Genomic DNA, 26,709 nt, shown 5'->3' with positions numbered 1-26,709 from the left:
TGCAGATATTTTTTATCCCTAATCACAGGCGGCTCCAGTGGCGTTCCGAAAGAAATTTCTCAAGAAGTTCGGTGGTTTGCGGCAAGTTCTCAGTCGAGAGAAAACGATGCTGGAGCGCCTGCAAAGCATTGCGCACCTGCTCACGGGAAACATTCTGAGTTCGGTCATCGGCCTTATCGGCTTTGCCCTCACGGCCAGGGCACTCGGCCCGGCGGGTTACGGTATCCTCGCGCTGTGCTTCTCGTACACACGCGCAGTCGAGCGGATCGTAAGCTTCCAGTCCTGGCAACCACTGATCAAGTATGGTGCGCATTCGCTCGCGGAGAACGCCGACGATGCGACCGAAATACGGGCCCTGCTCAAGTTCGGCCTTCTGCTCGATATTTCCGCGGCCCTGGCGGGATGGCTGGTTGCCGTCGTGCTAATTTTGGTGGCCGCGCCCTGGTTCGGCATTTCGGGAGACGGGGCAAACCTCGCAATCCTCTACTGCACGGTCCTGCCGTTCCAGGTCTCCGGCATGCCGACCGCCGTGCTGCGCCTCTACGGGCGCTTCATGGCGATCGCCTATGGCCAGGTCGTTACGAGCGTGCTGAGGGTCGTTCTTTGCGCCATCGGCGTCGCCACCGGCGCAGGGCTGCTCGAATTCGCGCTGATCTGGATGGCGGCTCAGATCCTCGGCACCGTCGTCCTAGTGATTTTTTCGCTGGCCGAACTGCGACGGCAGGGCGTCCTTTCGGGCCTGATGAGCGCTCCGCTTCGCGGCATTACCAAGCGGTTTCCGGGTCTGTGGAAGTTCGCGATCTCGGCGAACCTCTCGCTCACCATTCGTTCAAGCGCAAATGAGCTCGATACGCTGCTCGTCGGCTATCTTGCCGATCCGACCTCGGCCGGCCTGTATCACATTGCAAAACGCATCGGCCGCATCGCGCAGCAGGCCGGCGTGCAGGTTCAGGCAGTCCTCTATCCGGAGCTCGCCCGGGCATGGGCAACCAAGGCCCTCGGCGCCTTCCATCGCGCGGTCGCGCAGATGCAGGGACTGCTTCTCGGTTGCGGCCTGCTGCTGATCGGCAGTCTTTACCTGGTGATCGGCCCGCTGCTCACCTGGGCCGCCGGGCCTGATTTCGCAGCTGCGGGTCCCCTCGTCGTCGTGCAGTCGGTCGCAGTGACCATGACCCTTTGCGGTGCGGTCATCCGCTCAGCACTTCTCGCGATGGGACGCGAAAACGAAATACTGCGCAGCGTCACGATCGCAGCGATCGGCTTTCATGCGACCGCATTCGCCCTTATTCCGGTCATAGGCGCAATGGGGGCGAACGTCGCCCACATCGTCATGGCCTTGATCTGGCTGTCCACCATGATGCTGAGCTACCGCCGAACCCCTGCGCCGTGAGGATTGAAACACAAAGTTAAAGAAGCATCTTGCCTCCAGCCTATTTTTCTGTGAAATTCGCCGCCAGATTTTATTTATTTCAAATATTGCTGGGATTAACACTTAAAACTGAGGTCGCTTTTCCGGATTTTTCGCGCAAATTCTGCTGCTTCGCCACGGAACCTCAACCTATACATTCAAATACCGACGGCCGGCCGTAGCTGCACCCCGTTCACGCTAGCGAATTTCGGAAGCACTGTTTGACCCAGGACCAAAGCCCCTGTTGGGGGCGGCGAACCGTTCGTTTCGGTGTAATCGCCCTGGAGGCGATCGATGAAAGGGCCAAAGATGGAAATGCGCGATATCGACTTCCTGATCATCGGAGCGACGAAGAGCGCGACGACGTGGCTTCAGCAATCGTTGCAGCAGGACCCGGGCATATTCATGCCCGATCCCGAACTGCACTATTTCAGCCGCTATTACGAGCGCGGCGACGAATGGTATCTGGAACATTTCGCAGGCCAGGAGCACCGGCGGCTGCGCGGTGAAAAATCCAACTCCTACATGGATGTGCCGGAAGCGGCGGAGAGAATAAAGGAAAAACTGCCCCAGGCCCGCCTGATAGCGCAGCTTCGCAATCCGGTGGACCGGGCCTATTCCGATTATTGCATGCTTTATCGCCGCGCCGAGGTCGGGCGCGACATCGCCCAGTACCTCGATCCGCGACAAGGAACGGGCGGACGCTTCCTGAACGGCGGTCTTTATTTTCAGCAGTTGCAGCGCTACCTCGATCGCTTCCCCATGGAGCAGCTTCTGGTGCTCCTCTACGAGGACCTGAAGGTCGACGCCCGCGTCCAACTCGCCCGCGTCCGCGGCTTCCTCGGGCTGGAAACCGATGTGCCGCTGAAGCCGCTTTCAAAAAAGGTCAAGGACAAGTCGGAACCGGTCGTCAATCCGACCCTGCGCCGCCTCCTGCGTCCCTTGAAACCCGTAGCTGCTCCATTCCGGCAGAATACCGGCTTCAAGAAACTGCGCTCGCTGATCGCCGGTGAGCTTCAATACGCACCGCTCAGCCGCGACCTGCGCGCGCGGATGACCGACTACTTCGCGCCTGAGACGGAAAAGCTCGGCGCCCTCGTCGGAAGGGATCTGACGGACTGGCTGAGAAACAGAAGCCTGGAGAAATGACACCCGGCGTGGCCGCGGTCGTCGAACCCTCAGCACTTCTTGGGATCCAAGGTAATGACATACTCTGCAGCAGTTGATTTTCGTCAACCCGAAACGCCCGGCACACACGGCGGCGATCAGGCGGTCGTGTGCTTTCCTTTCATCGGCGACCTCGTTGGAGGGAGCCACATGTCCTCCCTTGGCCTGATACGGAACCTCCCCAAATCGCGTTTCGTGCCGCTGGTCGTCCTGCACCACACCGATGGACCTGTCGCAGAGTTGTTTCGCCGGGAAGGTATCGACTTCGTGGCCGCTCCGGTTCTGAACCGCCTGGAGCGGGCGGCTCCGCGCAACGGCGCCGCAGTCGTCAATGTCATGCGCACACTTCCGGCGCTTGTTCCGTTCCTTCGAGCGAACAATGCCTCGATCGTACACACGAATGATGGACGCACACATCTCATCTGGGGTCTCGCTGCGCGCGTCGCAGGGTCGAAGCATCTCTGGCATCATCGCGGCGACGCGACTTCGTTCGGCCTGCGCCGTGTCGCGCCATGGCTTCCCAATCGCCTTGTGGCCGTATCTAAATTCGCATCGCCCCGCCCCGGGCTTTTCTCGGCCGCGGGCAAATGCAGTGTCGTTCACAGTCCCTTCGACGTTAGAAAAATGGACGGGTTCGAGCGGGTGGAAGCCCGCAACAACGTGCTGGCCGCGATCGGGTGCTCGCCTGACACGAAGCTGCTCGGTTATGTCGGGACTCTGGTCGATCGCAAGCGACCGATCCTGTTTGTCGAAGCGGTTGCGGCCCTGAAACGGCTTTCGCCTGAGACCAAGGTTGCGGGCCTGTTCTTCGGAAATGCGCTCAACGGCCTGGACGACGCCGCAAGAGCGCGTGCCGAGGCGCTCGGGATTGCGGATTGCATTCACTTCATGGGCTTTCGTTACCCGGGAGAGCCCTGGATCGCGGGCTTGGATGCTCTGCTGGTGACTGCCGTGAATGAGCCTCTCGGGAGAACCCTTGTCGAAGCGATGTTGCTCGCCACACCCGTGATCGCGGCCGACTCCGGCGGAAATCCGGAGGTGGTCGAAGATGGCAAAACCGGCATGCTCGTACGCGCGGACGATCCGGACGAATTCGCCAAGGCCTGCCTCGCACTGTTCAGCAATGCTGCGCTTCGCGACCACATCGTGGAAACCGCGCGCAAAGAGGCACGCGCCCGTTTCAGTTTCGAGCGCCACGTGCAGGCAATTACATCGGTCTACGAGGAACTGATGGGTGTGACCGCCATCCGGCGCTCTGCGAGTGTAGGCCCGTGAACGGGGTATTCCCTCAAACCGGCGTGAGGCGATCGTGTCAGAGGCCAGTATGAGAACGGCACATCAACTTCATTTTGGTGGCCAGCCCAGCAGAACGAACACCCACCTGGCGGCGATCGAACGCGGCGTCGTCTACTTGGGTATCTTTCTGGCACCCTATGCGACTTTACGGTTTTCCGAGCTTTTCTTCACGTTCAGTGATTTCTTCTTCTGCCTGAGCCTCTTCCTTCTGCTGATCACCGGTCGGATCAAGAGCAGGCCGCTCGAACAGACGACATCGGTATGGATCTTCGCGTTCACCTTGTTGTTCGTCGGCATCATGCTTGGCAGCCTCTTCAACGGCAGTCCCCAGCGGGGACTGATCGTCATGGCGCAGTATCTCTTCGCCTATATGATCCTGATGGTCATCCTTATCCGTGAGGATCCAAGGGAAGCCTATCGGTTCGCCGCCATATTCCTGGTCAGCGTGGTCCTCATCGACATTCATGGTATCATCACGTTTTACACGGTCGGCTACGTTCCTGGAGACGGCAAGGGCGTCGTGACTGGTGCGAAGCGTCTCGCCACCGTGCTGCGCAATCCGAACCTGGCTGCGTCGATAAACGCACTGACACTTCCGATCCTGCTGTTCTTCTGGTCTTCGGGCCGCGCGAAATCCTATCTTGCCGTGCCGGCCCTCGCGATCATCATCGTCACGGTCGTCCTGACGAGTTCCAACAGCGGTCTGTTTTCGACGGCGCTATGCCTCTCCATCTTCATTGCATTGATCTCGACGCCACGCCTGGTCCTGCGCCTGGCACTTGGAATGGCCATCGTCGTCGGCGGGTTCGCCCTTTTTGGCAGCAGGGAGATGCTGCCCAAGACGTTTCAGACCCGCGTTCTGGGCGCGCTGTCCTCCGGCGACATCTCCGAAGCGGGCACCTTCGTTTCGCGAGCCGAACTGATGGGGGAAGCACTCCACCTCATTTCCGAAGAGCGTATCGCGATCGTCGGGATCGGTGCCGATCAATTCCGTGAGAGAAGCGTTCAGGACGCCCCCGTTCACAATCTCTATCTCCTCCTGTGGGTCGAGGGCGGATTGCCCGCCCTAATCGGCTGGATGACGTTTTCCGGGGCCGGCATGCTGCTGGGCCTCGCGATCTTGAAGGTCGGCGGAGACAAACGCGCACTCGCAGCGGTGGTCACGCCGATCCTGGTTTTTCTCGTAATTGCTCTCTTCAATCCGCACATGTACGCGAGATACTGGACGATACCACTCTTTTTAGCGTTTGGACTTGGCCTTGCAGAGCTGCGGCGCACCGTGCCGCCCGTAGCTCCGAGAAAAAATCGAACGCTTCCCGCGGGTTGAGGCGACCAAACCCGGGGGGTTAACGGCAAATCGCTGGAACAGGCACGTAGTTTACTGGTCTTGCCGTGGTCGATCCGTTTCCGGATACAGCCCGGCGGTCAGCTCCGATCGGCAGAGTCCAAATGCAGATTATGCATCAAACCAAATGGGGGCAACAATGACGCAAGTAGCTGACGAAATCACCAACGGCCGCCGATTTGAATTCGGACGCAACTGGTACAACTTCCTGACTGTTCTCGACGAAGATCGTCTCCAACATGCGGTTGACAGCCTGAAGGCGATGCTCAGAGTTGACGATCTGCACAATAAAACGTTCTTGGACATAGGCAGCGGCAGCGGTTTGTTTTCACTGGCGGCCAGGAAGCTTGGCGCACGTGTCCATTCGTTCGATTATGACCCCCAGTCAGTCGCCTGCACGCGTGCTCTAAAGCAGCGCTACTTCCCTGAAAGCACGGACTGGCTAATCGAAGAGGGATCCGTACTGGACGCAGACTATCTCCGTCGACTTGGCCAGTTCGACATTGTGTACTCGTGGGGCGTCCTGCATCACACCGGGGCGATGTGGCAAGCATTGGAAAATGTGGACGGCAATGTAAGTAAAAATGGAAAACTATTTATCGCTCTCTACAATTATCAGCCACTTACGAGTAAATACTGGACACATGTAAAAAGACTATATAACAAATATTCCATATTGAGGCCACCGATCATTTTCATCCATCTTCTGTACCCTGCCTTGCCAAGCTATATTTTAAAATACGTGCAGGGCCGAAAACTTCCGAGAGGAATGTCCTTTTGGTACGATCACCTTGACTGGCTAGGCGGCTATCCCTTCGAGGTTTCTACGCCCAAGCAAATTTTCGATTTCTACCGCGAGAAGGGCTACCGCTTGGATCAGATCAAGACCGTTGGGGACGGCACGGATGCAATGAATATGTGTTCACGAAATTGCCGTGAGGCAAGCCGCCCTGGGCCAGCTTCGGTTTATTAGCAATCAACTAAATTATTGCGCCGAATTGAATATTTAATTAAGCTAACGGAATAAAGCAAAAAATTTTTGATAGAAGGTTTCCATGACGACATTCGTTTCCGATGGCAGCCTATCTGCCCGTGCTCATCACCGTGAAACTGTCGATTTCGCCACTCAGCAGAGCGGCCCCACGGTCGGCCTCTTCGATCTCTGGGCCGTGGTCAAGCGGCGGATCTGGTTTCTCGCTTCAATCATCATCGGCTGCACGTTGCTGGCTGCCGTTGCATCTTTCACGCTCCCTGAAATCCTATACGGCCAGCTCGGAGGTGGTTCTGGAGCGCAAAGATGTCCGGCCATTTGCCACCGATGCAGCTTTGACATCCATCGACCGCGACCGCTCGGCGGCGGAAACCGAGATGGACGTCCTGCAATCGCGAAAGTTTGCCGGCCGTATCGTGGACCGGCTCAATTTGATCGAAGACCCTACCTTCAATCCTTACGCGCCAGGCGGCGAGAAGGCGAGCGGCGCCGGAAACGGTCCCCTCGAATATATCCGGAATATGCTCGGCATTCGCCGCTCACCGACCGCAGACAGAGTCATACCCGATGTGAAAGCCCAGCGGGATCATGCGATCTCCGCGCTGCTGTCCCAGTTCGAGGTGAGCCGGACCGGCGAGAGCCTTGCCGTGCGGCTTGTCGTGGTCAATCAGAATCCGAGACTTGCCCAGCAGATCGCCAATACGATTGCCACCCTCTATGTCGAAGCTTCGCTCGAGTTCAAACAGGATGAGCGCGTCGCGGACAAGGAACGCGCACTCAACACCGGCGGCGCAGTGGCCTTCCTCCGGCAGAGCATGACGCAGCCGCTTTTGATCACGCTGCGGAACGAAGAAGCCCGATTGCTGCAGAGCAAAGCCGAACTTGCCGCCAAGTACGGCAAAAATCACCCTCAAATGATCGATGCGGATTCGCAGATAGCAGGCATCCGCAGCATGATCGAGGATGAAGTGCAGCGTATTCTGTCGGACCTCGAAGCCGAGTCCCTGAAACCCAGCGCACGGATTGTGTCGACGGCGGAACTTCCAAATTCACCGTCGTTTCCAAAGCCCGGCCTCATCATTCCGGCGGCATTCGCCGGTTCCACGCTGCTGGCCTGCGTACTCGCGCTCTTGCTGGAAACAATCGACACGCGTGTCCGCAGCGGACAACGTGCCGCGCAACTCCTGCGCGTCCCTAATCTCGGCTATGTACCCAGGATACCGAAGCATCTGACCTTTCCGGGCGCCAAGCGATCCTCGTGCATACCGGACTGGAGCAATTTCACGTCCGCGGAAGCGGAGCGGGCGGTTTATATGGCCGGTCGTTACTCGGACGCGAAGCAATTGCGCCGCATTGTGATGGTGACCTCCTGCGTTCACGACATCGCGAATGCGTCGACGGCCTGGGGCATCGCCACGGCCGCAGCAGCGGACGGTCGCCCTACCGCCTTCGTGAATCTTGATTTCAATCGTCACAACGTTCCCTATCTGAGGCGCTTCGAACGTTCGCCGGAGACGATCGAGCGTTACCTTAGAAATCAGGCCGTCATAGGCGAGATCGTGCAGTCCGTTCCGACCTTGCCCGGCTTTGGGTTCATCGACGCTACGCACGTCATGACGGAGCCGTTCAGATCACTCGACTCAGACAAGCTCTGTGAACTCATCATGGACCTCAAGCAGAGCGGATATGATTTCATCGTGCTGCATGCTCCGCCGGTGCTCGCCTCCGGCGATGCGACTTGGCTGGCGCCCTTTGTCGATGGGGTGATCCTCATGGCCAATTGGGGCAAGACGACTGAAGAGCAGTTGCAGGAATCTGCCGCACAGCTCCGGATGAACCATGCGCATTTGATCGGCACCGTCATCAACCAGGTCAATCCCGAAATCCATCGGCGCCACCATTATGGGGGCTTCGTCATAACGTCCAAGCGGATCCCGGCCGGCGGCTGGCATCGCCTTCGCGGCAATGGGGCATCCCCTGAACGGTCGGAGGCAGAAATCAACCCCCTGCCCGCTCCTGCAGCAAGAGCTTCGATCACGCGTCCGTCGAATGTCGCTTGAACCCATGCCGATCATCCTTCTCTCCATCAAGATGGAGAGAAGGTGCGCTGGCCAATACGGGTGTTCGCAGAGTTCGCGCCTGAAGCAGAAGAAGCAGAAGCAAACCGGCGGCGCCGGTCACTCGTGAGCAGCCGTTATCCTGCCTGCGGTATCTCCCGCCATGAAGTGGAGAAATGCCTCGAGGTTCGTCCAGCCGTCGCCGTCCGTGTCTTGCTGCCCGTCGCTGGCATCTTTCGGGTCGGTGCCGTTTTCAACTTCCCAGTCGTCTGAGATGCCGTCCATGTCGCTGTCCTGGTACGGCACGCCGGCATCGAGTTCCGGCCAACCGCCGACATCCTGCGGGTGGCTCTGGAGCAACTGTCCGCGGCGGTTCTTGACCGCATCGATAATGCGGCTATCGACTGCATCGCGCTGCGGCTTCGTGGCTCCGGCGTTCGTCAGGACGTCGTCGTAAGCAATTTCAGGGGCGAAGGCGCGGACCGCCGGCGCATCGAATGCTGTCGCCGACACAAACCCTCTCTGCTCCTCGGCCAGAACGAGGCTCTCATCCTGTCCGGGGTCGGTGCGGTAGGGCTCGTCGTAATTGTCCTTCAGGTAAATCGCGTGGCCGCGTCCGCTTTCCTCGAAGAGGTGAACCATATGGTCGTTTCGCAGCTTCTCCCCGCGATCTTGTAGTTGCCGACCACATTGGCTTGAATGCGCGCCCATTCGTCGCCGAAGCTCAGGACATATTGCCACTTCGGCGAGAAAAACACGTTGTTGACGACATCAGCGACGGCGCCGGGAATTTTCATCTTTATCAGGGGGTTCCTGAACTGGCCGAAAGCAAAGAGAGAGTGGTGTACGGAGACGTTGCCACCCTTTGTGAACAACATATTACGCGCGCGGTTCTTTTTCCCGGGGCCTCCCCGCAGAAGCGGTTCGCTTGCAATACCCCACTGCCAGGTAAAATTGCTCGCATCTTCGGAATCGATCGTTTCGTCGGATCCCCAACTGGCGGAGATGTGATCGAGCATGATGTCTTTGGCCGCCTCGGAGTACATGCCGAGGCCGCCGGAGCAACAGGCCTCGACCGCATGCGGACCGGGCCGGAGACGAATGTGCCTGATGATCACATCATTTGTCCTGATTGCGATCGAAGGGCGCGTTTGCGTCTCTCCGTTCCGAATGGCGATCCCACCGCCGGGCGCCGTTTCTCCGGCAATCGTCAGGAATGGATTTTGGACCTCCAACGACCTCTCGCGCAGTACGATGGTCCCGCCCGTACGAAAGATGCAAACGCGCGGTCCGGACGCTTCGACGCACGCGCGCAAGGAGCCCGGGCCTGCCTCGTTCGTGTTGACGACGTAGAGCACTTTGCCCCCTCGTCCCCCGAGCGAGCCGGCGCCGAAGCCCTCGGCTGTGGGAAAGGCGCGTTGCCTGCCGTCCGGAAGCTTGGGTGAAAGCGGCTCCATCGATGCCGCCTGGGCGAGCGCCTGCGCCGGATAGCCGAGCCAAGATCCGCACAGCAGCCCCCCCATCATCAGGCAGCGAGCGACCGCGAAACCAAATGCCCTTACGTCATGCGCCCGATAGATTGCCGTCATGCTCTCGCACCACCAAGTCGAAGCTGAAACTCGTTCCGCCTGCAATCACCCGCGGCTGAAATCCTCGCACGGCAAAACCGCGCCGCGCCGGAATGTCGATCGAAGGCCCTACCGGACCATTGGACAGGCATCAGGGAACCGCCGGCGACCTGTGACATCTCCTTCAGAGATAGCCGTAGCGTCTGAGCATCCAGCCGCCTAGCCGCTGAAAGGAAATCTGCTGGCGGGCGGGCATCCGTGCGCGCCACGTCTCGTCCTTGTTGAGCGCGATCGACGTGTTCATGCGTAACCGATTGCCGGCCACCTGGTGTCCCGGCCCCATGGCCTCTCCATTCTGCAAGGATGTGCCGACCCGGCTCAGGTCAAGCTCGAGAAACGCCCCGATTTTCTCCATCACGGCAACAGGTTCCGATGCAAAATCCTCGTATCTGACACGAATGACCCTTTCCGGGCCTAGTTTTCGCGATAGATATTCGACCGCAAGATTGACCATGCTCCACCGCAAGGCTGTCCTGAATACCGACTTCGGCTTGATCTCTTTCTGCAAGCCCGACGTGGTGTCGCGCTCGTAGCCCTTTAGCAACGACCACGCCACACCGCGTCCGTCGCGCACGAGATGGATGACCCGCATGTCAATTCCAGGGATCTGCGCAAGCGCCATCGCCCTCCCCGGCAACTTCGAAGAGTCGACGATCATCTGGCGGCCGGAACAGGAATGCATCGCGCCGAACAGGCGCTTCGTATGGCGCGTATACAGCGAAAACTGCTTTCCGAGGCCGATGCCACTCAGCAGTTTCGTAACCATCGAAAGCCCTTCGAACTTTTGCTGGAGGGCGCAATACTCCTCCATCAGTCCGGAATGCTGGCCATTCGACCACTCCCGGAGAACAGAGCTCCAGAAGGAGCAGTCGCGAATTGCCTTGCCGCAAGCACAATATTCGTTGTTGCGCCACACGTGTTGTGTGAGCGAGGTGATCTCCCCCGCTCCCACCAAGGCGGCATGCTGTCCCAAAGCAATGTCGAGGATCGTCGACCCGCTGCGTCCATAACCTGCAATATAAGCAATGCGAACTGGTTGCGAGGGCATCGTAAAGCCTTCCCTTTAACAAAAATATAGCTGGAACTTGAAACGAACGTTCCATTGCGGGCAGGTGTCTGCCCAAAATAATTCGCCACTGCGTGGCACTTTCAGTATTTTAAAAATCGATATAATAGCTGCGGCCACCGACATATCGCGCCGGCGTCGCTCCGCACAGCGCAAGACCTACCATAATTTCCGGCGCGCAGCAATTTGCAACGTTAGCTGGTGGTGCCGATTTATTCAGCCGCCGTTCGGGCCGCACGCCGAGCATTCTGCGCACCGCACGTTTCGGATCTCGGTCCTGACGGCCCATGCCGCCGGACCGTTCATCTGCGCCGGAAAACCGGGCTGCGCTTTTCCTTGAATGCGGCGCGCCCTTCCGCCGCGTCTTCCGTCGCGAAGCAGATCGTCTGCAGATCCCGTTCGTATTCAATCGCTTTTTCGAGTGGCATCGAGACCGCGGCCTTCAGATTCGCCTTGGCCGTCTCCGCAGCTATGGGTGCCCGCGATGCAATGACCGCTGCGATGGTCCTTGCGCGTGCCATCAGCTCTCCTTGCGGAACCACTTCACTCACCAGCCCCCATGCGAGAGCCCTTTCTGCGCTGACGGGATCCCCCGTCAGAAGCATGAGAGCAGCATTCGAAGCGCCGATCGAATGCGTCAGATGTGCCGCCATACCGCCGCCCCCTATCCAGCCGAGCTTGATCTCCGGCGCGGCAAACTGTGCGTTTTCCGCAGCGATGCGAATGTCGCAAGACATCGCAGTTTCCAGGCCGCCGCCAAAGGCGTAGCCATTTATCGCGGCGATAGTCGGCTTCAAAAGTGCCCGGACCGCGTCGCAGTAATCCGGCCGGTTGCGAAACTGCCAGGGCGTATCGTAGCCGTCGAGCTCGCGGATATCGGATCCGGCGCAGAAAGCCCGCTCCCCGGCACCCGTCAGGATCACGCAGCGAATGCTGTCGCTTTCGTTGCATTCACCAACGGCAGAAACGATCGCATCGGCCATTTCAGGTGTGACGGCGTTCAGCTTCTGCGGCCAATTCAAGGTAATGACGGCGACATGGCCGTCGCGTTCGAAACGAACATCATCAGTCATCTACGGAACTCCTCGATCGCGATGACTTCAGGTCGGATGACCCGAAATCACCGATGTGATCGTTTCTGATCGGTTGAAATGGACAGGGGACGAAACCCGCGCACGGATTTCCTCATCCCGTGCTAGCGCTCGCCACCGGCCACCGGTCGGTGGCGGGTATAAAGGTCCTGCAACCGCTCGATTACCTGCCCGGCTTGCAACGAGTTGCCGAATGATTGGCGCAGATAGGCGGAGGCCGCGCCCTGGAAGGCGATATAGCCGCTGTGGCGTGGCCGGACATAGGCCTTTTCAAGGGTCTCGGCGGTGTCCTTGTAGAAGTCGCCCCACCGTGCGTTGACCGCCGCATCGTGCCATGCCTGCCTAAGCGATGGCTGGCCATCGTGCGCCTGCAAAAACTCCACCTGAGCCTCGGCGCCCATAAGCCAAAGCAGATGCCGTTTCAGCTCCGGCGTCACCTCGCATCGATCAGATATGCCGATGCCGGTTCCGCCGAGAGTGGAGCCGGGTCGTCCGCCGGCCGCCATGCGCGGTGCGTTGGCGAATGCGACGCGATGCAAACCGGCTGCAGGTGCGGCATAGTTCACGTAGCCATAGATCAGCGGGCACAGCAGCACATCGTCATGGCTCGCCATGTGACCTAGAATTGCAATCGGGTTCATCTCCCGCAACGGCGCAGGGCTGAGCGCAGCAAGCTCAGCCAGGATCTCATAAGCCTCCCTTCCCACTTCCTTCGAGACGAAGAGGTCGGGGTCGTCCGCCGCCGGAGGGAAGCCGAACGCGGCAGCGATCGACATGAACGAGCAGATCGCATGCGGTCCGGCCAGGGAGAGACCGACGCGGCCCGTGCTGCGAGACAGGGCGACGACTTCGTCCCATGTGACGGGCGCTGGGCAACTCAGCAAATCCGGCCGATATGCCGAGACTTGCGTCGCCGCATCGAGAGGCAAAGCCCAATGCTTGCCTGCAAAGCGGTAGCTGTCGAAGGTGGGGCCAATGCAGTTCCTTGCGATTTCGGCAAGCACCTCGGGCGAGAAGATTGCCTCGAGGGGCTGCAGGCAGCCGGCATCGTACGCCTCCCCGACATGTGGATGATCCATTACCACGATGTCGTAACGGGCGCACAGGTCGGCAATTGGGTGAGTCTCGAAACCCTCCAGCGGCTGCTTTTCCCAGGAGACGGAAACAGCGTCGATGCCGGATCGGGCAACGGCGGCCGCGGCAAGCCCGTTATAGCCGCGCGGGTGATCCCACGTCAGTCCTGAATAGGTCCGCATCAGTTCTCTCCGATGAAGATCACGCCGGCGTTTCGCAACGACTCGATGCGATCGGCGTCATATCCGGCTTCCGTCAGGACCTCCCGGGTATGCTGTCCTGTGAGCGGGGCGCCACGTTCGACGCGGCTCGGCGTCTTGGAGAAGCGGATAGGGAAGCCCGGCGCCTTGATGCGGCCCTCGGTCGGATGATCGTATTCGATAAACGTGCCGTTGTGCTTGACTTGGGGATCGTTGATAAGGTCCTCATATCCATAGACGGGGCCGCACCAAATGTCGGCGGCGCGCATGCGTGCGAGCCACTCCGCGGAGGTTTTCATCTTGAGACGCTCACGCGTCTTCGCGAAAATCTCGTCCCTCCTGCTCCAGGAATCGGCTTCGTCATCCATCGCCAGAAAACTTTCCTCGCCGATCACTTCTCCCAGTTTCTTGAGCGGCGGGAATGCGACGATGATATAGCCGTCGCTGGTGGCGAAAGCACCGTAGGGCGCGCGGATATAAACGTGGGCATGAGGCTCGGCCGAACGTTTCTGAGGCTTCCCCCGATCGTGAAGACGGAAAGCTCCTGCATCTGTATCGTGGCGATCGCATCGAGCATGTTGACCTGAACGAGCTGCCCCTCGCCCGTCCGCTCGCGATGCAGCAGCGCGGCGAGCACGCCTTCGAAGGCATTATAGGCAGCAATCGCATCGACCAGGTACTGGCCGGCAGCCGTTGGCGGCTCACCCTCGCGGCCGGCAGAAAGCATGGCACCCGACATGCCCTGCAGAATGAGATCCTGCCCCGGACGATCGACATACGGCCCATCCTCTCCGTAGCCGGACATCGATACATAGACGAGCTTCGGATTGATCTGCGAGAGCGTTTCGTAGTCGACACCCAAGCGCTTTGCGACACCCGGGCGATAATTCTGCAGGAAGACGTCCGAGGTCTTCACCAGGTCCATGAGCAACGCCTTGCCTTGCGGCGACTTCAGGTCCACGGCAAGGGAACGCTTGTTGCGGTTCAGCGAAAGAAACGAAACATTAATGCGATTGCCCTGCGCACCGCCGGCCGACACGTGGCGCTGCCATTCACCCGTCACCGGTTCAACCTTTACGACATCGGCACCAAGATCGCCCAGACGCTGCGCCGCAAACGGACCGGCCATCGCAATCGAGCAATCCAACACCCTGTATCCGCTCAGAACTCCCATTGGTTTCTCCATTTCAGTCTTGCCGCCGGACTGCCGATGCAGCCGGCATGTTCATGTTTATGGAAGACGCGATTATCCGTTGCCCGTTCGCCTTCGCGTCGGGTCCAGACTCGTCACTTCCCGTTTATGTTTGTCGCCTTTAAGCGCCGGCCGGCCGGCAGAGCACCATGATCTGGTTCGTGCCCTCCTGAACAGTTTCGTCGTTCTGATTGACGCCCTTGATCGCAAGCGTGATGATTCCGCGGCCCTTCCTGCTCGTCAGCCGCTTTTCAGAGATCGTGAGGCGCGCCCTCAACCGATCGCCTATATAAAGGGGGCCGACGAACCGCCACTGCCAGTTGAGCGCGGCCACCACATGGAAACCGACCAGACACCGGTTCTTCAGCGCGTCGATCAGGCCTAGGCCCAGAATTCCATGTGCCAGACGCCCCTTGAAGCCCATCTCCCGAGCAAAGGCTTCGTCGACATGTACATCTGCGAAATCCCCCGTGAGGCCCGCAAAGCCGAGGACATGCGCCTCGCCAACCGTAATGGCCGGCGTTTCGTACTCAAATCCGATCTCCAGATCTTCGTAGTAGTTCTTTTCGCTAAGTTTCATGATGATCTTCTAGGTGCTTTGACCGCATACGAGCTTGTATCCGACGTTCACACGCGGCTCGCCGATTGGTTGTTTCTTCAGTTTCGCCAACAGGAGATCCGCCGCCTGCTGGCCGATGCGTACTGACGGGACCACTATGGTCGTCAGACTTGGGATGAGGATTTCCGCAATCTCGAAACCGCCGAAACCGGCGATCGCAATATCCTCCGGCACGCGAATACCGCTCCTCAGACATTCCTGCACGGCACCCGCCGCGAAGACGTCGGAAGAATAGAAGACCGCATCCGCATCCGGGAAGCGGGTGCGGATCTCCGCTATGGAGGCGGCCCCCACCTTCATGGACACGTTGCGGCCATGCAGCAGAAGCACGCGATCGGCATCGAGCCCAAGTCTCTGGGCGGCACTCCGGAACCCGCGCAGACGGGCTTTCGCACGCGCGTCTCCACTCTCGACGACGCCGGAGAACACAAGCCGGCGATACCCCTTGGCGAAGAGATGCTCCACCATCTCTATCGCTGCATCTTCATTCGAATATCCGACCAGCAGGTCGATCGGCTCCTCCGTCCATTCCCAGGTTTCAACGATCGGAAGCCCCGCCTGCTTGAGCAGAGAGTCGGCTGCGGGGGTATGCGTGGTCCCCATGACGACCATGCCTTCCGGCCCCCGCCCCAGGAAGCTGCGGACGAGGGCCTCTTCCTGCTCCGGATCGTAAAAGGTGTGCCCGAGCAGGATCTGATATCCGGCGGGCAAAAGCGTCGTCGAAAGTCCCTGCACGGTATCGGCGAAAATCGAGGCGGAAATCGACGGCAGGATAACCGCGATAATTCCGCTACGGTTCGTCGCCATCTGGCTGGCAGCGAAGTTCGGTACGTAGTTCAGGCGACGAATGGCTTCCTGAACCTGGGTGCGAACCGCCTCCCCGACCTGCTCCGGATAGTTGATCGCCCGAGACACGGTCTGAGCAGAGACCCCGGCTTCGCGGGCAACCTCCGCCATTGTCACCCGGCTTGGCGACGTTCGCCGCTCCCGCTTTCTACGCTTTGGCTTGTCGGTTTCCGTATCCATTTGGGAACTCTCTGACCTTCGACGCCTGATGTGGACTCAACCTATCTGAACAGGCCCGGCAACCACAGAACCAGTTGCGGGCAATAGGTCAGAAGGAGGAGCACAACCAGGAGGGGAATATAGAAAGGAAGGATGGATCGGATCATCTGACCGAACGACACCTGAGCGATGTGCTTGCAAATGAAAAGGATCACGCCGAACGGAGGGGTAAGCGCACCAATCAGGAGATTGATGATCATGACCACACCGAAGTGAACGGGATCGATTCCGTAGGAGAGCACAAGCGGCAGCAGCGCCGGGGTCGCGACGAGAATGATCGCAGTCGTCTCCATGAACAGCCCGGCGATCAGGAGGGCGATGTTCAGGATCAGCAGCAGCATCACCGGGTCTTCCGTCAGCGACCGCATGAACGTCACGAGGATGCCGGGCAAATTCTGTACCGAGATCAGCCAACCGAACGGAAAGGCTGCCGCGATGATGAATACCAGGACGCCCGTCGTGACCGCGCTCATGGCGAGCGTATCGAGCAACCCACGAAAGGTAAGTTCCCTGTTCACGAAGCCCAATACCGCCGCATAGACGACGATCAATGCGCCCAGTTCGGTTGGCGTCGCGACCCCCGTCAGCATGCCGGCGACCAGAAGCACCGGCGCGATCAGGGCGGGCAGCGCTTTCCAGAACGTTCCGGTGAGGTGCGACAAGGACGCCCTGCTGCTGCGCGGCGCTTGCTCAAAACCAAACCGGACCAGAATGTTGACCATTATCATCAGGCTCAGGCCCATCAGGAGACCTGGGACGATGCCGGCCAGAAACAGATCGGTCAGCGATACCTGCGCCGTGACCGCATAGATAACCATGATCACGCTTGGCGGAATGATCGGACCGATGATCGAGGAGGCTGCAGTGACGGCAGCGGAAAAGCCTGCGGAATAGCCCCGCTCCCTCATCTGCCTGATTTCGACGGCACCGAGACCGGCCGCATCGGCCTGAGCCACGCCGGACATGCCCGCGAAAATGATGCTGGCCGCTATGTTGACCTGAGCCAGGCCGCCGCGCATGTGGCCGGCGAAGGCGGACGCGAAATCAAAGATGCGCTCTGAGATACCCGCACGGTTGAACAAGTGGCCGGCCAGAACGAAGAGCGGGATGGCAAGCAACGGAAAGCTGTCGAGTCCGCCCGTCATGCGCTGGATGACGATCGTGTCCGGAAGACCGGGGCCCGTCAAAATGAAGACCAGGGCAGAGAAGATCATCGCAAAGGCTACGGGCACCTCCAGGGCAAGAAGCACCAGAAAAATGCCCATCAAAAGGAGTATGGACATCTGTCAGATTCCTTCTCTTGCGACGTCGTCGATGGGAGCGCCATCGATATAGGTCATCGGCTTATCCGTGCAGAGGCTTACGAGCTCGGCAACGAGATAGTAGGCGAGCGTCAGCACGATCGAGATCGACGAGACGAAGAGGGGTACGGAGTAGAACCACATGCGCGGCAGCTGCACCGGCAGGGAAACCGAGCCGCTGCGCGATTCGATGCCGATCACGACAGGAAGGCGCAGGCAGAGATATGCCGCCACGAACAGCATCACCCCATAGCCAAGCATCCGGAGCACCGACTGGGCACGAGCACTGAGCACGAGCGACAGCGCCTCGATACGGATATGGGAGAGGCGTTTCATGCCGATGGAAGCGCCAAGGAACACGATCCAGATGAAGGCATAGGTCGCCGCCTCCTCCACCCAAACGATCGGCCGGCTGAAGCCATACCGGCTGATCACCTGCGCGAATATCGACAGGATGATCACCGCGAAAAGCACCATCGCTGCAGTCATCTCGATCCTCTCGACGACGCGCAGCGTCCTTCTGCAAAATGTCAGCACGACGCGCTCTCCCTTATTACTCGTCAGTCAGCGAGATCCTGGACAGACTGCCAGAGGCCCTTGGACCAGGCGCCCGCGTCTTCCATTCGCGTGACAGCCGCCACCGCCTTCTCACGGACCGGCCCCAGCTCGATTTCGCTGACTTGCGCGCCTTCGGCGGCCATCTTCGAAATCATGTCCTCCGTCTCCTTCTGAGCCTGTTCCCGAGCCCACTGGGTGGCCTGCTTCGCCGCATCCGTGACGACCTGCTGAAGCTCCGGCGACAAGGATTGATAAAAGGCCTCGCCAACCAAGATATGCGTCGCCGTGAGAATGTGATCGGTGCGAACGACAAAGGGCGCCGCCTCATGGAATTTTGCCGCGTAAGCCGCAGAAACGGGCCCCTCGGCCGCCTCGACGACCCCGGTCTTCAGCCCAAGGAAGACTTCGCCCCAGGCAAGGCGGGTCGGACGCGCACCAAGCGTCTCCCACAACTCCAGATAGGTCTTGATTTCGGGGACGCGCATCTTCAGCCCGTCGAAATCGGCCGCCGAGCTGATCGCCTTGTTCGAAAACGTCATTCGTGACTGGATCGGCGCCTGCGCCAAGATACGCACCCCCTGATCCTTGATCAGACGGTCCGACATCGCTTTGTAGGCATCGCTGTCAAAGAAGCGCTGCATGTGATCAGGACTATGAAAGGTAAATCCCCAGCCCAGGATGGCATAGTCCTTCACCCAGTTGGCATACCAGCTGAGGTCGTCACCATAGAACTGAACTGCGCCAGCCATCGTCTGCTCGATGACCTGAACGTCGCTGCCGAGTTGCTCGCCTTCAATGAAATTGACGGTCAGTGCGCCGCCGGAGCGCTCATTGACCAACTCCGTAAACATGCGGTTTTGCCGGTCGTATAGAGACCCGAGGGCATCGGACCCTCCGAAAGTGGCCGCCTGCTGCGCAGTGGCTCCAGAAACCGACACCGCAACGAGCGCAGCCGCAGCGAAAATGGTCTTTGCAAACAACGTCGAATCCTCCCTGTCAACGTTACCGTTAGCGCTAGCGTTAGCGCTAACATCAGAAACGGATACGCCGAGACGAGGCGTATTGCAAGAGGAATGTCGCGGCGAAGTCAGAACTTCGGCCCTTAAAAGCCTGCGGACCCCCGATGAGAGCCCGTCCGGCGGCCGAAGGACCGCCTATGTCCGTACCAACTCGCAGCGTTTCGGTGTCTCGCCGACACCGCCCCTCTCCAAGCTGTTGCGAATGCACGCTTCACGACGAAAGTGCTTTTCCCGGAACGGCTCTGGACTTCCCCGTAGCAATTGTGTTCGATAGAGCGATATTGATCTTGAATTTCTTTGAAGTCCCCCTCGACCTCAGTCAGTGATTTCTATTCAATTTTATGGTGTGACCATGCGTATCGTATTCGTCGGCGCCGTCGAGAGTTCCAAGATTGCTTTGGAAGCGCTGATAAGGGCAAAGCGCACTCCGGTGCTCGTAATAACGCTGCCGCCCGAAGCGGCGGGGCGCCATTCCGATTTTGTGAACCTCGGGGAGATCGGGCGGGCGGCCGGAAGCGCGATCCATTATACGACAGACATAAATTCCCAGGCGACGCTGGAGGCCGTTTTGGCGGCCGCCCCGGAACTTTCGCTCGTCATCGGCTGGTCGCAGGTCTGCCGGCGCCCGTTCAGGGATGCGGCGCGCGCGGGCACCGTCGGTTTTCACCCGGCAGCCCTGCCGCGTCTTCGGGGCCGCGGCGTCATCCCCTGGACCATCCTCCGGGATGAGGAACGAACGGGCTCAACCCTTTTCTGGCTGGACGACGGCATCGAACTCGGGACCGATCCTGTTACAGCGGCAATTTCCCGTCGCTCCGGACGAGACAGCGCGCAGTCTTTATACAAGGCACACCGAAAATCTGGCTGAGATGGTCGTCGAGGCGGCGGCACAGGTCGAAGCGGGAAACGCGGCCCGGATGGGGCAGAACGAAGCCGAGGCAAGCTATTGCGCGAAGCGCACCGCGGAGGATGGCCGGATCGATTGGCATGACCCGGCCGCATCCATCTTGCGGCTGATCCGCGCGGTCGGAGATCCCTATCCGGGCGCCTTTACATTCTACAAAGGCCAGAAAATACGCATCGATGCGGCAACCCCGGTCGAGAACTCCAGGCAATATATCGGCCTGACGGGGCAGATTCAGGCGCATACGGAGCGCGGGTTTATCGTGCTTTGCGGTGACGGGGAATGCATCGAGGCGCACGCATGGGAATGGCCCTCGGCCAGGCGGCCTCCGGTTCACGGCAAGCTCGGCGGGTCGGACCCGCTCCAGGCTTCTGGGCAAAATACATAAGAACAGTAGAAAACTATAATTGGGCCAATACTGGAAAACTGTTTACAACCCATTAAAGACGTGCTTTTTTATTACGGTATTCGAATATGCCTAGGAATTTTGCGTTGCGGTTGAAATGATCGCGAACGCCTATTTTTGTTGAATTCATTTTATCTAGCCTTTCGAGCAGGTCGAACAGACACACAACAGACGCACTGTTCTTAGCCACCATAAGAGCTTTGGGGGTCGTGCGTTCGTCGTTCGGCGGAGCTGTAGGGCTTATAAGTATTGGAAGGGGCCGTCATGCAGCGTATACACGCCGCCGCGAAGGCAGTTCGTAATCATTTCCTGACGTTACCGACTATTTTGGGAAGAGAGGGGGCAGCAGAGCACCGGCCAGAATGTTCTGGGCGATCTGCGGAGCCGCCCTCGATATCGGCTTCAGGCGGATAAGGGGAGCGGTCCGCAGCGTTCAAAAATATCCTGCCCTCTATCTCACCGACCTGGCATCGGTCGGCGTCGCGCTCGCGATGGCATTATTGCTGCGCTACGGCGTCGGCGAGCTTTCCGCACGACCGGAGACCGCCTCGGTGCTGTTCTGGTCCGGTGCGCAATACCTCGCTATATGCGCACTCGTTTTCCCCTCTCGGGCCTTTACAGCCGTAACTGGAAATATGGCTCCATTTCCGACCTCTTCATCATTTTGCGGGCGGTGTTGCTGACCTCCCTGCTGCTCGTCACGCTGCTGTTTTTCTCCACCAGGCTCACCGACATCCCGCGCACCGTCGTTCCGATGCAGTCTCTCCTGCTCATCGCCTTCCTGGCAGCAGCAAGGCTGAGCTTCCGCGCGGAGGAACTCGCGCTGAGGCGGCCCGGGCGCAGCAAGGACGCGCAGGACGACAACCGAATTCCGCTGCTGCTTATCGGCGCGAGCGATGCCGCCGACCTTTATCTTCGCGCTCTCGCACGCGATCCCAACGCGACCTATACGCCCGTCGCATGCCTCGACAGAAGCGAGGATCAGATCGGCATGAGCCTGCGCGGCGTGCCGATCGCCGGCCGTATCCAGGACTTCGAAGGGGTGGTTGCGGAGTTGCAGCAACAGGGCAAGCAACCCCGTCATATCGTCTTCACCGAGGCCCCTGCGGCCTTTGGAGAGGAGGCTTCCGACGGCCTGCTGAGATCCGCCGAAAGGCTGGGCATTGCCGTTTCGCGCCTGTCGCAGATGACGGAGTTGAAGCGGGCCAAGGGCGACAACCCCTACGAACTGCGCTCGATCGAACTGACCGACCTCCTGGAACGGCCGCAGGCAGCGCTCGATCGGGAGGCGATCAGTCGCCTCGTTCGCGGGCGCCGGGTACTCATCACCGGGGCCGGCGGCTCGATCGGCAGCGAGTTGACGACCCAGGTCGCCGCCTGCGATCCGGCGGAGATCGTCCTGATCGACAACACGGAATACAACCTCTACGCAATCGACATGACGCTCACGGAAAGCTTCCCCCAAGTCCCGCGGTGGAGCTATCTTTGCAGCGTCCGCCGCAGCCAGCGGGTCGAGGAGATATTCGAGCGGCACCGGCCTGAACTCGTCTTTCATGCCGCGGCTCTGAAACACGTGCCCATGGTGCAGATGAATCCTTGCGAGGGCGTGCTCACCAATGTCGTCGGCACCATGAATGTCGCCAACGCCGCCAAGAAATACGGCACGCTCGCTATGGTCCAGGTGTCGACCGACAAGGTCGTCAATTCGACGAGCGTCATGGGCGCGACGAAGCGTCTTGCCGAGCTCTACTGCCAGGCGCTCGACCTGAACGGCATCGAAACGGGTCTCGGCCCGCGCTTCATGACGGTCCGCTTCGGCAACGTGCTGGGTTCCAGCGGTTCGCTGATCCCGCTCTTCAAGCGTCAATTGGCCCGGGGCGGGCCGCTGACCGTGACCGATGCTAATATGACGCGGTTCTTCATGACGATCCGCGAAGCGGTGGAACTCACCCTACAGGCTTCCGCCTATGGCTTCGAAAAGCAGCTCGGCCAGGGCGAAATCTTCGTGCTGGACATGGGCGAGCCGATCAAGATCATCGATATCGCCCGCCGGATGATCCGGCTTGCCGGCTTCACGCCGGACCAGGAGATCGAAATCAAGATCATCGGCTGCCGGCCGGGCGAAAAGCTCTTCGAGGAGCTTTTCGACGAAACCGACAAGCGCATAAGCTCGCCGGTGCCGGGCGTCCTTGGAGCGGTGCCCGAACCCATTCCGCTGCCCACGCTGAGGGACGCGTTCGCGCGCCTGCAGCGCTATTCGGAACGTGGCAATGAGGCCAGCGTCGTGGCGGTCATGCGCGAATTGCTGCCGCGATATGAGCACGAGGCGGATCGCAAAACGGCGGCGGCGAGCACACGCACGCCGTTGCGGCCGAAGAGCCGGATCAGGGCCAAGGCAGCGAAATCACCACGCGGCTACGGCGCGGAGGTCCGCCTGCCCGGGAGGTGACGACGGCGTACACGATCGGTGCGGATGCATCGGGACGGCATTGCGGCCGCCTGCGAAAGTCCGCCGATCGGAAGCCGTGTCGCGCGCCGATCTTGCAGCAGACCAGTCGGCGCACCCCGCGCGGCCCGCGTGTACGGCCGACGCAGTTGGAAGTTGAACGTTGAATACCACCGCTGGACGGTGGAGCCGATCCCGGGAGACGAGCAGTGGATCTTGTTGAAAAGGTTCCTCGAACCGAAGCCGAGGACTTTACGGACCGTTCGGCGAAACACGACGGAGTGGCGCGCCCGTTGCGGCAGAAGCGCGTTGTTGCCGTCGTCGCCAGCCTGACAGCCTCGCTCGTGATCTTTCGGCTCGAGCTGCTGAAGCGATTGGTCGCCGCCGGGCACGATGTCATAGCCTTCGCACCCGAACACGACCCCCGTGTCGAGCAGGAGCTTGCGCGCATCGGCGTGCGCTTCATCCAGATCCCCATGGCGCGCACCGGGCTCAACCCGCTGGAGGACCTGCGGACCTTCTGGACGCTGCGGCGCCACTTCGCCCGCCTGCAACCGGACATCGTCCTTCCCTATACCATGAAGCCGATCATCTACGCCGGGATCGCGGCCAGGACGCTCGGGATAAAGGAGCGCTGCTTCCTCGTCACGGGGCTCGGCCATATATTCTCGGAAGCCGCCGGTGCTTCGCTCAAGGCGCGGGCAATACGACACCTGTGTGTCCGGCTATACCGTTCGGCGCTGCGGGGCGCCCGCGTCGTCTTCGTTTACAACGACGCGGACGACGACGACATTCGCCGCTACCGAATGTTGCAGGGCGGCCTCTCGCCGACGATGATCTCCGGATCGGGCGTCGATCTCGACCATTTCGAATTCTCGAAGCCGCCTCGGGGTGGGCCAACTTTCCTGATGGTCGCCCGGCTGCTGCGCGACAAGGGCGTCGTCGAATATGTCGAAGCCGCACGGATCGTGCACCGTTCTTTCCCGCATGCCAGATTTCGGCTGCTCGGCCATTTCGACAGCAACCCGACGGCGATTTCGCGCGAGGAAATCGATGGCTGGGTGCGCGAGGGAATACTCGACTACCTCGGCACGACAGTGGACGTGCGGCCCTATCTCGCGGCGTCCAACGTTTTCGTCCTGCCTTCCTATTACCGTGAAGGAATTCCGCGGAGCATTCTCGAGGCCCTGGCGACGGGACGCCCGGTCATCACGACGGATCTGCCGGGCTGCCGGGACACCGTGCAGCCGGGAACCAACGGAATGGTCGTGAAGGCGCGCGACGTCGCAGCGCTTGCAGACGCCATGGCCGCTTTTGCGCGGGACCCGGACCTCGCGGAGAAAATGGGAAAGCGGTCGCGAGAACTCGCGGAAACCAAGTTTGACGTCCACATGATCAACAGAATGCTGTTTGCCGGCATGCACCTGGCCGATTGAGGGATTTTCATGGTGCTGCAGATCAGCCACTTAGAACGTCGCCGCGGCAGAGATGGGGCACCGCGATGATAATGCATGTCATCACCAATTTCACCGCGAGTGCCGGCGCCGAAACGATGCTGGCACGGCTGCTGCACGGAGCGACGGACGAGCGCATCGTCGTGGTTTCTCTCATCGGCGTTTCCGAGCGCAACCGTCGCCTCGCCGACAATCCGAGGGTCGCCTATGTCTCGCTGGGTGCCGCTTCGCTCGCGGCGCTTCCCGGCGCGATCCTGCGGCTTGCCCGGCTGATCCGGAAGGAGCAGCCCGACGTGATCCTCTGCTGGATGTACCACGCTATGGTCGCCGGCACCCTGGCGGCGGGCATGGCTCGGCATGGAGCGCCGGTCTTCTGGAACGTGCGCCAGTCGCTGGACGATCCCGCTTCCCTTACGCGCAGTTCCCGCGTCGCGATTGCGGCGGCGAAACTGTTGTCGCACCGGCCGAGCGGCATCATCTACAACAGCGCCCGCGCGCTCGAACTGCATCGCGCCTACGGCTACGCAAATCGGAACGCGGTCGTCATTCCCAACGGCTTCGACCTTCCGAAGCTCACGGCTCCCGAACCGCGAACCGCCCGGCGGATCGGTATCGTGGGTCGCTTCCACCCGCAGAAAGATCACGGAACTTTCTTCAAAGCGGCCGCTCAGGTAGTGAAGACCCACCCGCAGGCAGTCTTCTCCGCAGCCGGCAATGGCCTCGTCGGCGACAACCCGGCCGTTATCGAGCTGATGGCACAAGCCGGTCTTCCGGCCCACGCCGTCGATCTCCGGGGAGATCGGCGACATGCCTGCATTCTATCAGAGCATCGATCTCTTGGTCCTCTCGTCACGGACCGAAGGCTTCCCGAACGTCATCGCGGAGGCCATGAGCTTCGGCAAGCCGATCGTCACGACGGATGTCGGTGACGCGGCCGCGATCGCCGGAAAGGCCGGTATCGCAGTACCGGCGCGCGACCCGCAAGCTCTTGCCGGTGCGATGCGCGCCTTTCTCGACCTGCCGGAGGCGGAGTATGCGCGTTATGCGCGCGCGGCGCGCGAACGCATCGAAAGTGAGTATGCGATCGCTGCGGTGACCGCAAGATATTCAGATTTCCTGGCGGCTTGAATGAAAGAAAGACATTGGAAGAGTAAATAATTCCTGGTGGCGGAGAGACTATAGGGGGATCACTTTGCGCCCTATTCTCAATTTACCCGCCCTCCGGCCCACAGCTAGAGGACATCAAAATGATTCTGAAGGGAACCAATCTTTCCGACACGATCCTCGGCACTCTGAGCGACGATGAGCTCTGGGGCTATGCGGGGGATGATTATCTCGAGGGCCGCGATGGCAATGACATGTTTTTCGGCGGCGATGGTAACGACTACATCGTCGGCGGGCACGGAGACGATTATGCCGAGGGCGGCGATGGCAACGATCGGTTCGACGGCGGCCTTGGGCACGACACGTTCAAGGGCGGATTAGGAAACGACATCTTCGACGGCGGCGACGGTAGCGACATCCTGTACGGCGGCGATGGCCATGACCATTTCGTGGGTGGTCGGGGACACGACAAGATCTATGGTGGCGCGGGCGAAGAATACATCGACGCAGGCGACGGCGACGACATCATCTATGCGGGCGCGGGCGACGACGGCTTCAACAATCGCATAGATCCGGCAACCGGACAGTTGACGCAACAGGCCGTCGGCGGGGGCGCTGGCAACGATAGGATCTACGGCGAAGAGGGCAACGACGCGCTGAAGGGCCAGTCCGGAAACGACTGGGTGTACGGCGGCATCGGCGACGACATCGTCGATGGCGGCGACGGGAACAACTTTCTCGATGGCGGCGACGGCAATGATGTGCTGGACTCGGAGGGCGGCACGGACGAGGCACACGGCGGCAGCGGCAATGATCGGATCGCCGTGGGCGGCGGAAACGATCTGGTCTTCGGCGATGACGGCGACGACGTCCTGACCGGTGAAGGCGGCGACGATCAGTTGAGCGGCGGCCACGACGACGACCGAATCCTTGGCGGCGACGGCAACGACACCCTGCGTGGCGATGCGGGCCAGGACGTCCTCATCGGTGAGTTGGGAAGCGACATTCTCTGGGGCGGAACCGAATCCGATCGTTTCGTCTTCAAGGGTGCCGCAGCACTCAGCAGTCAGGATACCATCATGGATTTCGAGGATGGCGTGGACTTTCTCCTCATCGAGAAGCTCGGGGTCAGCCAATATTCCAGTTCCGGCGCCTCGGGCACGGTCTACGCCTATGACACCACAGACGGCGATGTGCAGGTAGTGGGCTACGACTCCACCGGAAATGCCTTCTCCATCCTGGTGGATGATCCCAACAGCGTACTCGCGGCTGCGAACTTTTCGGGGAGTGATTTCCTTTTCGCCTGATTGGCGACGGG

General features: G+C 60.1%; 17 protein-coding genes and 5 pseudogenes. 12 read left to right on the top strand and 10 right to left on the bottom strand.

All coding sequences use genetic code 11. From position 1 onward, the window contains the following. The first annotated feature begins 37 nt into the window (after positions 1-37). The 6 genes and pseudogenes from N0Q91_RS29430 to N0Q91_RS29405 all read left to right on the top strand — a co-directional run bounded on the left by N0Q91_RS29430 (position 38) and on the right by N0Q91_RS29405 (position 8,267). Positions 38-1,390: a lipopolysaccharide biosynthesis protein gene (locus N0Q91_RS29430; RefSeq protein ID WP_275598999.1), complete on the top strand. Its 1,353-nt coding sequence runs from the start codon at positions 38-40 to the stop codon at positions 1,388-1,390. A 327-nt stretch (positions 1,391-1,717) separates the two neighbouring features. Continuing rightward, complete coding sequence (locus tag N0Q91_RS29425) at positions 1,718-2,557, top strand: sulfotransferase family protein (protein ID WP_275599759.1); 840 nt, start codon at positions 1,718-1,720, stop codon at positions 2,555-2,557. Between the two features lie 54 nt (positions 2,558-2,611). Further along, on the top strand, positions 2,612-3,850 hold the full coding sequence (locus N0Q91_RS29420; protein WP_275598998.1) for a glycosyltransferase family 4 protein: 1,239 nt from the start codon (positions 2,612-2,614) through the stop codon (positions 3,848-3,850). Positions 3,851-3,884: 34 nt separating this feature from the next. Beyond that, the gene (locus tag N0Q91_RS29415) at positions 3,885-5,198 is read left to right on the top strand and encodes an O-antigen ligase family protein (RefSeq protein WP_275598997.1); all 1,314 of its coding nucleotides are present in this window, start codon (positions 3,885-3,887) and stop codon (positions 5,196-5,198) included. Between the two features lie 157 nt (positions 5,199-5,355). Beyond that, positions 5,356-6,189 carry a class I SAM-dependent methyltransferase gene (locus N0Q91_RS29410; protein ID WP_275598996.1) on the top strand — a complete coding sequence of 278 codons (834 nt, stop codon included), beginning with the start codon at positions 5,356-5,358 and terminating at the stop codon, positions 6,187-6,189. An 82-nt stretch (positions 6,190-6,271) separates the two neighbouring features. After that, positions 6,272-8,267: pseudogene (locus N0Q91_RS29405) on the top strand (polysaccharide biosynthesis tyrosine autokinase). A gap of 117 nt (positions 8,268-8,384) precedes the next feature. On the opposite strand, the pseudogene N0Q91_RS29400 reads toward N0Q91_RS29405, so the two are convergent. From N0Q91_RS29400 to N0Q91_RS29355, 10 genes and pseudogenes are all read right to left on the bottom strand, one after another. After that, positions 8,385-9,853: pseudogene (locus N0Q91_RS29400) on the bottom strand (pectate lyase). Between the two features lie 163 nt (positions 9,854-10,016). Beyond that, positions 10,017-10,940 carry a sulfotransferase family protein gene (locus N0Q91_RS29395; protein ID WP_275598995.1) on the bottom strand — a complete coding sequence of 308 codons (924 nt, stop codon included), beginning with the start codon at positions 10,938-10,940 and terminating at the stop codon, positions 10,017-10,019. Between the two features lie 320 nt (positions 10,941-11,260). After that, positions 11,261-12,031: an enoyl-CoA hydratase/isomerase family protein gene (locus N0Q91_RS29390; protein WP_275598994.1), complete on the bottom strand. Its 771-nt coding sequence runs from the start codon at positions 12,029-12,031 to the stop codon at positions 11,261-11,263. Between the two features lie 122 nt (positions 12,032-12,153). Then, positions 12,154-13,305: an ABC transporter substrate-binding protein gene (locus tag N0Q91_RS29385; RefSeq protein WP_275598993.1), complete on the bottom strand. Its 1,152-nt coding sequence runs from the start codon at positions 13,303-13,305 to the stop codon at positions 12,154-12,156. Beyond that, positions 13,305-14,497, bottom strand: a pseudogene (locus N0Q91_RS29380) (CaiB/BaiF CoA transferase family protein). Before N0Q91_RS29380 ends, N0Q91_RS29385 begins: the two are co-directional and overlap by 1 nt. Positions 14,498-14,636: 139 nt before the next feature. Continuing rightward, positions 14,637-15,095, bottom strand: coding sequence for a MaoC family dehydratase (locus N0Q91_RS29375; RefSeq protein WP_100670545.1), 459 nt, complete (start codon positions 15,093-15,095; stop codon positions 14,637-14,639). Between the two features lie 9 nt (positions 15,096-15,104). Next, positions 15,105-16,160, bottom strand: coding sequence for a LacI family DNA-binding transcriptional regulator (locus N0Q91_RS29370; protein WP_275598992.1), 1,056 nt, complete (start codon positions 16,158-16,160; stop codon positions 15,105-15,107). A gap of 41 nt (positions 16,161-16,201) precedes the next feature. Continuing rightward, positions 16,202-17,482 (bottom strand): TRAP transporter large permease, encoded by a 1,281-nt coding sequence (locus N0Q91_RS29365; protein WP_275598991.1) that lies wholly within the window; start codon positions 17,480-17,482, stop codon positions 16,202-16,204. A gap of 3 nt (positions 17,483-17,485) precedes the next feature. Next, complete coding sequence (locus N0Q91_RS29360) at positions 17,486-18,037, bottom strand: TRAP transporter small permease (protein WP_275598990.1); 552 nt, start codon at positions 18,035-18,037, stop codon at positions 17,486-17,488. Between the two features lie 23 nt (positions 18,038-18,060). Beyond that, the gene (locus N0Q91_RS29355) at positions 18,061-18,909 is read right to left on the bottom strand and encodes a TRAP transporter substrate-binding protein (protein WP_275598989.1); all 849 of its coding nucleotides are present in this window, start codon (positions 18,907-18,909) and stop codon (positions 18,061-18,063) included. 520 nt (positions 18,910-19,429) lie between these two features. Here N0Q91_RS29355 and N0Q91_RS29350 point away from each other — a divergent pair. The 6 genes and pseudogenes from N0Q91_RS29350 to N0Q91_RS29325 all read left to right on the top strand — a co-directional run bounded on the left by N0Q91_RS29350 (position 19,430) and on the right by N0Q91_RS29325 (position 26,698). Beyond that, positions 19,430-19,945, top strand: coding sequence for a formyltransferase family protein (locus tag N0Q91_RS29350; protein ID WP_275598988.1), 516 nt, complete (start codon positions 19,430-19,432; stop codon positions 19,943-19,945). Position 19,946: 1 nt separating this feature from the next. Then, entirely contained in the window at positions 19,947-20,369 is a 423-nt protein-coding gene (locus tag N0Q91_RS29345) for a DNA-3-methyladenine glycosylase (protein ID WP_275598987.1), read from the top strand. A 282-nt stretch (positions 20,370-20,651) separates the two neighbouring features. Further along, positions 20,652-22,836: pseudogene (locus N0Q91_RS29340) on the top strand (polysaccharide biosynthesis protein). A gap of 206 nt (positions 22,837-23,042) precedes the next feature. Continuing rightward, positions 23,043-24,269: a glycosyltransferase family 4 protein gene (locus N0Q91_RS29335; protein WP_275598986.1), complete on the top strand. Its 1,227-nt coding sequence runs from the start codon at positions 23,043-23,045 to the stop codon at positions 24,267-24,269. 65 nt (positions 24,270-24,334) lie between these two features. Further along, positions 24,335-25,415: pseudogene (locus N0Q91_RS29330) on the top strand (glycosyltransferase family 4 protein). A 119-nt stretch (positions 25,416-25,534) separates the two neighbouring features. Then, positions 25,535-26,698, top strand: coding sequence for a calcium-binding protein (locus tag N0Q91_RS29325; protein ID WP_275598985.1), 1,164 nt, complete (start codon positions 25,535-25,537; stop codon positions 26,696-26,698). Positions 26,699-26,709 lie beyond the last annotated feature (11 nt).

The sequence above is a fragment of the Sinorhizobium prairiense genome (assembly GCF_029201645.2).
Classification (GTDB): Bacteria; Pseudomonadota; Alphaproteobacteria; order Rhizobiales; family Rhizobiaceae; genus Sinorhizobium; species Sinorhizobium meliloti_A.
This window is presented reverse-complemented; position numbering and strand designations above follow the sequence as displayed.